The sequence below is a fragment of the Micromonospora sp. 4G55 genome (assembly GCF_016803375.1).
In genome coordinates, this window is the sequence record NZ_JAEVHN010000369.1 from 1 (window position 1) to 6203 (window position 6203).

Consider the following 6203-nt stretch of genomic DNA (forward strand, 5'->3'; position numbering starts at 1 on the left):
CGCCGCCGGTCCGGGTCGGCGCCGGGCCGGGGGCGCGGAGGGCGGGCAGCGGGCACGGGGGGCTCCTGGTGCGCGGCGGTGCGGGCCGGACCATTCACGCAGGCGGTGAGCCCGGGTGTCAACGCCGGGCGGCCGGCGGCGGGGGGGACGGTCGCCCGGGCGCTGACCGGCATCGATACGTGCCGAGCCCATTCAGCGCAGGCGGTGAGCCCGGGTGTCGAACGCCGGGCGGCCGGCGGCGGGGGGGACGGTCGCCCGGGCGCTGACCGGCATCGATACGTGCCGAGCCGGCCCGGGCCCGCCGGCCTCGGGACGGCCGGTGGCCGCACCGGGCGTCCCGACGCCGTCTGATGTACTAGGGCGCGTGGAACTTCTGCACTCGGGCAAGGTCAGGGACGTCTACGCCGACGGCGACGACCTGATCCTGGTCGCCTCCGACCGCATCTCGATCTACGACGTGGTGCTGCCGACGCCGATCCCGGACAAGGGTCGACTGCTCACCGCCCTCTCCGTCTGGTGGTTCGAGCAGCTCGCCGACCTGGTGCCGAACCACGTCGTCTCGACCACCGACGTGCCCGCCGAGTTCACCGGCCGGGCGATCCGCTGCCGGCGGCTGGAGATGGTCCCGGTGGAGTGCGTCGCCCGGGGCTACCTGACCGGCGGCGGCCTGAAGGAGTACCAGCGCACCGGCGCCGTCTCCGGCGTGGCGCTGCCGCGCGGCCTGGTCGAGGCGTCGATCCTGCCCGAGCCGATCTTCACCCCGTCGACCAAGGCGCCGGTGGGGGAGCACGACGAGCCGATCACCTTCGCCGAGGTGGTGGACAAGGTCGGCGCGGAGACCGCCGAGCGGCTGCGCCAGATCACCATCGACGTCTACCGGCGCGGCGCCGAGCTGGCAGCCGACCGGGGCATCCTGGTCGCCGACACCAAGCTCGAACTGGGCTGGACGCCGGACGGCACCCTGATGCTCGGCGACGAGCTGCTGACCTCCGACTCGTCCCGGTTCTGGCCGGCCGAGTCGTACCAGCCGGGCCGCGTGCAGTTCTCCTACGACAAGCAGTACGTCCGGGACTGGGCGACCGACAGCGGCTGGGACAAGCAGGGCCCGGCCCCTGAGGTGCCGGCCGAGGTGGTCGAGGCGACCCGGGCCCGCTACGTCGACGTCTACGAGAAGCTCACCGGCAACCGCTGGGCGTAGTCACTCGACCCAGTCGAGGGTGCACCCCACCGCCTTGCGCCACTGCCGCAGCTCGCGCTCCCGGCCCTTGGCGAGGTAGCCGGTCAGCCCGGCGATCACGCCCCGGGCGTCGCTGCGCCAGTGCGGCGCGAAGAGTCATTGCGGCACCGTACCCAGAGAGGCAACGCGCCGTCGCCCACGCGTCGTCCGGCCGGCGGCCGTCCGTACGATCTGGACCGTGCGCGACATCGCCGTGTTCAGCGGAACCGCCCATCCCGAACTCGCCGCCGAGATCTGTGCCCACCTCGACGTCCCGTTGCACCCGGTGCGGGTCTCCCGGTTCGCCAACGACTGCCTGGAGGTGCAGTTGCAGGCGAACTGCCGGGAGCGTGACGTCTTCCTGATCCAGCCGTTGGTGCCGCCGGTCCAGGAGCACCTGGTCGAGCTGCTGCTCATGATCGACGCCGCCCGGGGCGCGTCCGCCGGCCGGATCACCGTGGTGCTGCCGCACTACGCGTACGCCCGGTCGGACAAGAAGGACGCCCCGCGCATCTCGATCGGCGGGCGGCTCGTCGCCGACCTGCTCACCTCGGCCGGGGCGCACCGGGTGCTGGCGATGACCCTGCACTCGCCGCAGGTGCACGGCTTCTTCAGCGTCCCCGTCGACCACCTGCACGCGCTGCGCGAGCTGGCCGCCCACTTCCGGCGCTACGACCTGACCGACACCGTGGTGGTCTCGCCGGACCTGGGCAACGCCAAGGAGGCCGCCGCCTTCGCCCGGATGCTCGGTACGCCGGTGGCGGCCGGGGCGAAGCAGCGGTTCAGCGACGACCGAGTCAAGATCAGTACGGTGATCGGCGACGTGGCCGACCGGGACGTGATCGTCCTCGACGACGAGATCGCCAAGGGCAGCACGGTGATCGAGCTGATGGCGCACCTGCGTGAGCGGAAGGTGCGCTCGATCCGGCTCGCCTGCACGCACGGGCTCTTCTCCAGCGGGGCGCTGGAGCGGCTCAGCGGGGAGGACGGGGTGCTGGAGATCGTCTGCACCAACACGGTCCCGATCCCGGCGGAGAAGCGGGTGCCGAAGCTGGAGATCCTCTCGGTGGCGCCCGCGTTGGCCGAGGCGATGCGGCGGATCCACAACGGCGAGTCGGTCAGCGCGCTCTTCGGCTGAGTCGATCCGGATCAGTCGCCGGCCGGGCCGCCCGCGGGGCGCAGCGCCCGGGTCAGGGCGCTGATCCGTACCGTGGTGCCGGCCGGGCTGGTCTCGACCTCCATGGCGTCGCTCAGCTCCCGGGCCAGCCAGAGCCCCCACCCGCCGGCGGTGTCCGGCGCGGGGCGGCTGTGGTCGCCGAGCCGCTGGGCGCTGATTCCCGCGCCGTGGTCGGAGACCTCGCAGACCAGCTCGTCGGCCCGCTGCCACAGCCGCAGCCAGCCCTGACCGCCGCCGTGCCGGACGGCGTTGGTGATCAGCTCGTTGACGGCGAGGACGAAGTCGTCCAGCCGCTGGCCGTTCAGCCCCGAGGCGTGCGCGCAGGAGGTGACCGAGTGGCGCAGCTCGGTCACCTGGGCCTGCTCGAAGGCCTCGGCGATGAGAACGGAAGATTCGATGGGCACAACCGTACGCGGCGGGGGCGGATCTGCGTTCGTCATGGCCCTGTCCCGACAGCCGGTCTCGGAGTTTCGCGGCATTTCCACCGTACGTCAGGGTTCTCCGTCCCGCGACCGGCGGCGTCGCCGGGCCGGCCGGCGGCTGTGGCATCGTGACGGCCATGCCGTCGCCGCCGGGTGGTCTCGAGGTGCCGCTGTGGCGTTCCATCGCCGTCTTCCGCTTCGCCGCCCTGGGGTACGTCTGCCTGCTGGTGCTCCGCGATGCCGACCGGTACGCCCACCCGCTCGCCGCCGGCGCCGTCCTGCTGGCGATGCTGGCCTGGTCCGGGGCGACCGCCGCCGGCTACGCCCGCCCGGCGAACCGGCACTGGCCGCTGCTCCTGGCCGACCTCGGCGCCGAGGTGATCAAGGTGGAGGGGCCCGGCGGGGACGACACCCGGGCCTGGACGCCGCCGGCGCGCGAGGGCGTCTCCACCTACTACCTCGGCGTGAACCGCAACAAGCGCTCGATCGCGCTCGACCTCGCCGACCCCGACGACCTGGCCGTCGCGCGGGAACTCGCCCGCCGCGCCGATGTCATGATCGAGAACTTCCGCCCCGGCGGCCTGCGCCGCTTCGGCCTCGACTACGACAGCGTGGCGGCCGGCAACGAAGGGATCGTCTATGCCTCCGTCAGCGGCTTCGGCGCCCACGGTGGAGCGCACCTGCCCGGCTACGACCTCATGGTCCAGGCGGCGTCGGGCCTGATGAGCCTCACCGGCGACGCCGACGGCCCGCCGTACAAGGCCGGTGTCGCCGTGTTCGACGTGATCGCCGGCCTGCACGCGGCGGTCGGCATCCTCGCCGCCCTGCACCACCGGGACCGCACCGGCGTCGGCCAGCACGTCGAGGTGAACCTGCTCTCCTCGGCGCTGTCCGGTCTGGTCAACCACACCAGCGGGTACGTCGCCGGCGGCGCGGCCCCGTACCGGATGGGCAACGCCCACCCGAGCCTGTTCCCGTACGAGCCGTTGCCCACCGCCGACGGCGACCTCGTCATCATCGCCGGCAACGACGGGCAGTTCCGCCGGCTGTGCCAGGTGCTCGGCCTGCCCGAGCTGCCCGACGACCCCCGGTTCGGGCGCAACCAGGACCGCACCGTGCACCGGGACGCCCTGCGCCCGATCCTGGTGGCGCGGTTGGCCCGGCGGACCCGGGACGAGTGGTTCCGCGACCTGACCGCGGCGGGTGTGCCGTGCGCCCCGATCACCACCGTCGACGGCGGGGTCGCGCTGGCCGAAGAGCTCGGGCTCGACCCGGTGGTGGCGGCCGGCGGCGTGCCCGGCGTCCGGCACCCGATCGGCTTCTCCGCCACCCCACCCCGCTACGACCTGCCACCGCCCGCCCTCGACGAGCACGGCGACGACATCCGCGCCTGGCTGACCGGCCGCCCGTACCCCGACTGACCAGCCTTACCCGCGCCCCCGAGACTCGGCGACCGACGACCCGATGTGCGGTCCCCGGCAGGCGATCAGTCAGGCATGCCACCGGCGTGAGCGGAGCGCTCCCGCCGCCGCTGCCCGCGAGGGGTGAGCGGGACGCCACCGGCCACCAGTCGGTGCAGTGCGGCCAGCGGGATCACCCCGATCGGGTACCAGACCAGATCGACCGGATCGAACTGGACCCCGAGCGCCAGCCGCGCGACCAGACTCCGCGCCGACAACTCCGCCGGCACCCCGGTCAGCTGCGCGCATTCCACCAGCCAGCAGAACAGCACCGCGATCACCCCGACCGGCACCGGCGCCATCCGTGGCCACAGGAACAGCACCCCCGCCCACACCATCGACGCGTACAGGGCGGTGCCGGAGTACTGCCGCAACGCGCCGTCGTCGACGGCTCGGACGGCCAGGGCAACGCCGAGGAAGAGCGCCGCCGCCACCGGCATGAGCAGCCGGACCGTCCTGGGCGTGATCGACATTTCGGGGATGCTAGTCAGTGCACGTCGAGCACGCCGCCCCTGTCCGGGCCAGGCCCCGTCCTGGCGATCATGGTGGCTTAGGCTCCGCAGGGTGCAGCAGGCAGACGTGCGGATTCGGCCGGCGAGCTTGGCAGACGTTCCCTTCCTGGTGGAGCTGCGCCTGGCCAACGCCGAGGCGCATCTGGCTCTCGACCCTGATACCTACCGCGTTCCACAGCGTGCGGCGGTGGTTGAACACTTCTCGGCGGTGTTGGCCGACGAGTCGAGGCGGGATGCCGTTCTCGTTGCCGAGGCCGTTGGCCGGGTGGTCGGGATGGTGGAGGTCCTGCGGAACTCCGACCCGCCGGAACATCAGATCCTGCGGCCCGAGCCTTCGGCGCAGGTGCACACGGTCGTACTGCCCGATTCGCGAGGGCTCCGGGTGGGAACAGCGCTGCTGGAGGCGGCCGAACGATGGGCAACCGACCGTGGAATCACCTATCTGTCCGCCGGCATCCACCACCGCAACATTGATGCCGTGCGCTTCTACAGCCGGAACGGCTACACCGACGCCGGTCTCTCGCTGGGCAGGCAGCTGATGTAGGGGTCCTTGAATTGATCGCGCGGTCAGGGCCACCGGTACCGCACGCGGTCGGCTAGCGTCACGCCCGTCAACCGCACCGGGGCTCGCGTGATCTGAACAGGGAGGCTCGCCCATGCGTCGATGGCGAGTGCTGGCACTGGCGCTGCTGGTCCTCGTGGCGTCGGGCGTCGTCGTCGTCCGGTGGATGTCCGCGCCCGACGGGCGGAAGCTGCCGCCTGGGCCGCTGCGCGAACAGTTCGGTGCGCGGGTCGTGGAGGTGCTCGAACACGACCCGACCTTTCGGACTGAAGTCACGCGGGAACCCGGGCCCGGCCGGTGTGCGTGGCGTCGGTGTTCGGGGTGGCGCCGGCCGAGGCTGACGCGGTGGACGAGGTACGCACCGTCTACACGTGGGTGAACTGCCGGTGGGTGGGGCTCACAGATGTTGCCGAGGGACCGGCTGGTGTTGACCTCAACCAGCTCTCCGGGCTGGGGATGCCGATCGCCTTGCATCTGGGGCCACCCGTCACCTACGAGGCTCCGGAGGATGGTGAAGAAAATCCGGACGTCCGCCGGATCTTCCCCAGATCGCTGGAAGCCGCCGCCTTCTCCCATCCCTGGCCCTCGGCGCAGGACGAGCTGCGCCAACGCGTTCTGCAGGTGGTGGGCTCATCGGCACCCTCGCCGTCTCCCTCGCATTCGTGATGCGACTGGATCAGCAGCGGGGCGGACCACACATCGGCAGGGCACGCTCTAGGCGACCCGCGGCGCGGGCAGGATCGGCAGCGCCGCCCGCTGCGCCGTACCCGAGATGTCGCCGGTCTGGATGACCTCGGTGGCCTCCGCCGCGACCTCGCCCCCGGCGGTGGCCGTCGCGCCGCCCGACCCGGCGG

At 72.5% G+C, this 6203-nt stretch carries 7 protein-coding genes; 5 read left to right on the top strand and 2 right to left on the bottom strand.

The window, feature by feature from the left end; translation table 11 throughout:
* Positions 1-364: 364 nt before the first annotated feature.
* Both JNW89_RS24570 and JNW89_RS24575 read left to right on the top strand, forming a co-directional pair.
* Positions 365-1198: a phosphoribosylaminoimidazolesuccinocarboxamide synthase gene (locus tag JNW89_RS24570; protein WP_238450670.1), complete on the top strand. Its 834-nt coding sequence runs from the start codon at positions 365-367 to the stop codon at positions 1196-1198.
* A 217-nt stretch (positions 1199-1415) separates the two neighbouring features.
* The gene (locus JNW89_RS24575) at positions 1416-2354 is read left to right on the top strand and encodes a ribose-phosphate pyrophosphokinase (protein WP_238450671.1); all 939 of its coding nucleotides are present in this window, start codon (positions 1416-1418) and stop codon (positions 2352-2354) included.
* Positions 2355-2365: 11 nt separating this feature from the next.
* On the opposite strand, the gene JNW89_RS24580 is transcribed toward JNW89_RS24575, so the two are convergent.
* Entirely contained in the window at positions 2366-2833 is a 468-nt protein-coding gene (locus JNW89_RS24580; protein WP_238450672.1) for an ATP-binding protein, read from the bottom strand.
* Positions 2834-2952: 119 nt separating this feature from the next.
* On the opposite strand from JNW89_RS24580, the gene JNW89_RS24585 reads away from it, so the two are divergent.
* Positions 2953-4236 carry a CoA transferase gene (locus JNW89_RS24585; RefSeq protein WP_238450673.1) on the top strand — a complete coding sequence of 428 codons (1284 nt, stop codon included), beginning with the start codon at positions 2953-2955 and terminating at the stop codon, positions 4234-4236.
* A gap of 65 nt (positions 4237-4301) precedes the next feature.
* Here the strand turns inward: JNW89_RS24585 and JNW89_RS24590 are convergent, their stop codons facing one another.
* Positions 4302-4748, bottom strand: a complete 447-nt coding sequence (locus JNW89_RS24590) for a DUF2809 domain-containing protein (protein WP_238448904.1) — start codon at positions 4746-4748, stop codon at positions 4302-4304.
* A gap of 91 nt (positions 4749-4839) precedes the next feature.
* Between JNW89_RS24590 and JNW89_RS24595 the strand changes: the two genes are divergently transcribed.
* Together JNW89_RS24595 and JNW89_RS24600 are read left to right on the top strand one after the other, a co-directional pair.
* On the top strand, positions 4840-5331 hold the full coding sequence (locus JNW89_RS24595; protein ID WP_238448905.1) for a GNAT family N-acetyltransferase: 492 nt from the start codon (positions 4840-4842) through the stop codon (positions 5329-5331).
* A 321-nt stretch (positions 5332-5652) separates the two neighbouring features.
* Complete coding sequence (locus JNW89_RS24600) at positions 5653-6015, top strand: hypothetical protein (protein WP_238448906.1); 363 nt, start codon at positions 5653-5655, stop codon at positions 6013-6015.
* Positions 6016-6203 lie beyond the last annotated feature (188 nt).